At 63.9% G+C, this 624-nt stretch carries 2 protein-coding genes; one reads left to right on the top strand and one right to left on the bottom strand.

What is annotated here, in order from left to right; genetic code table 11:
• Positions 1-9: 9 nt before the first annotated feature.
• Entirely contained in the window at positions 10-135 is a 126-nt protein-coding gene (locus tag A6A04_RS23360) for a hypothetical protein (protein WP_281196624.1), read from the bottom strand.
• Positions 136-329: 194 nt separating this feature from the next.
• Here A6A04_RS23360 and A6A04_RS22100 point away from each other — a divergent pair, with 194 nt between their 5' ends.
• A complete protein-coding gene (locus tag A6A04_RS22100; RefSeq protein ID WP_156428705.1) occupies positions 330-479 on the top strand; it encodes a hypothetical protein in 150 nt (49 codons plus the stop codon).
• Positions 480-624: the final 145 nt, after the last annotated feature.

Raw genomic sequence — 624 nt, 5'->3', positions numbered from 1 at the left:
CTCGGTGGCCTATTCCCTGACCTTCGCCTGGCTGCTGGCCCTGGCCGCCAGCCGGATCGGCGGGACATTCTTGTAGGTCTTGTTCTGGTGGCGGAGTTGCTCCGCCGCCCCTTGATGAAAGAAGCGTTGCGCCATGGCTTGGGGATCACTCTGGGATATAGGCGCCATTACCGTCGTGGGAGCGGGGGCGGCCTTCGTGGTCATCCGTCATCTGTGGCGGATGTGGCGGCCGTCCGACGGAGCGTCGTGTGGCGGCGGATGCAGTTGCGGCGCCAAGAGAAACGGCGGCCGCGCCGATTGCGGCTGACCCCCGCCATGGGGATGCGGCAATGATCTCTCGCGATCAACTGCCTCGGAACGGCAGGCTGAAGATCGGTATTCTGCTGGGGCTGGCTGCCGTGGCCATGGGCATTATCGAAATTGTCGATAACGGCCCCGCCTTGCTGCGCGGCACCCTCGATTGGTGGCGCCGTATGTGACCAAAAACGCCCCACAAAAACGATGACGCCGAGATGACACCATGGAGTCATCTCGGCGCGGCAGATCGGTTCAGCAGTCTCAGATACGGTCGGCGATATATCCGACCAGCGGCAGCTTCCAGGCGCGGCGGAACGCCACCGAGGC

This window comes from Paramagnetospirillum marisnigri (genome assembly GCF_001650715.1).
Classification (GTDB): domain Bacteria; phylum Pseudomonadota; class Alphaproteobacteria; order Rhodospirillales; family Magnetospirillaceae; genus Phaeospirillum; species Phaeospirillum marisnigri.
Note: the sequence above shows the minus strand (reverse complement) of the source record. Positions and strands in the feature narration are given on the sequence as shown.

Excerpts from the sequence above, each read along its gene's own strand:
- A6A04_RS23360 (WP_281196624.1), bottom strand. The coding sequence starts at position 135 with ATGGCGCAACGCTTCTTTCATCAAGGGGCGGCGGAGCAACTCCGCCAC.
- A6A04_RS22100 (WP_156428705.1), top strand. The coding sequence starts at position 330 with ATGATCTCTCGCGATCAACTGCCTCGGAACGGCAGGCTGAAGATCGGT.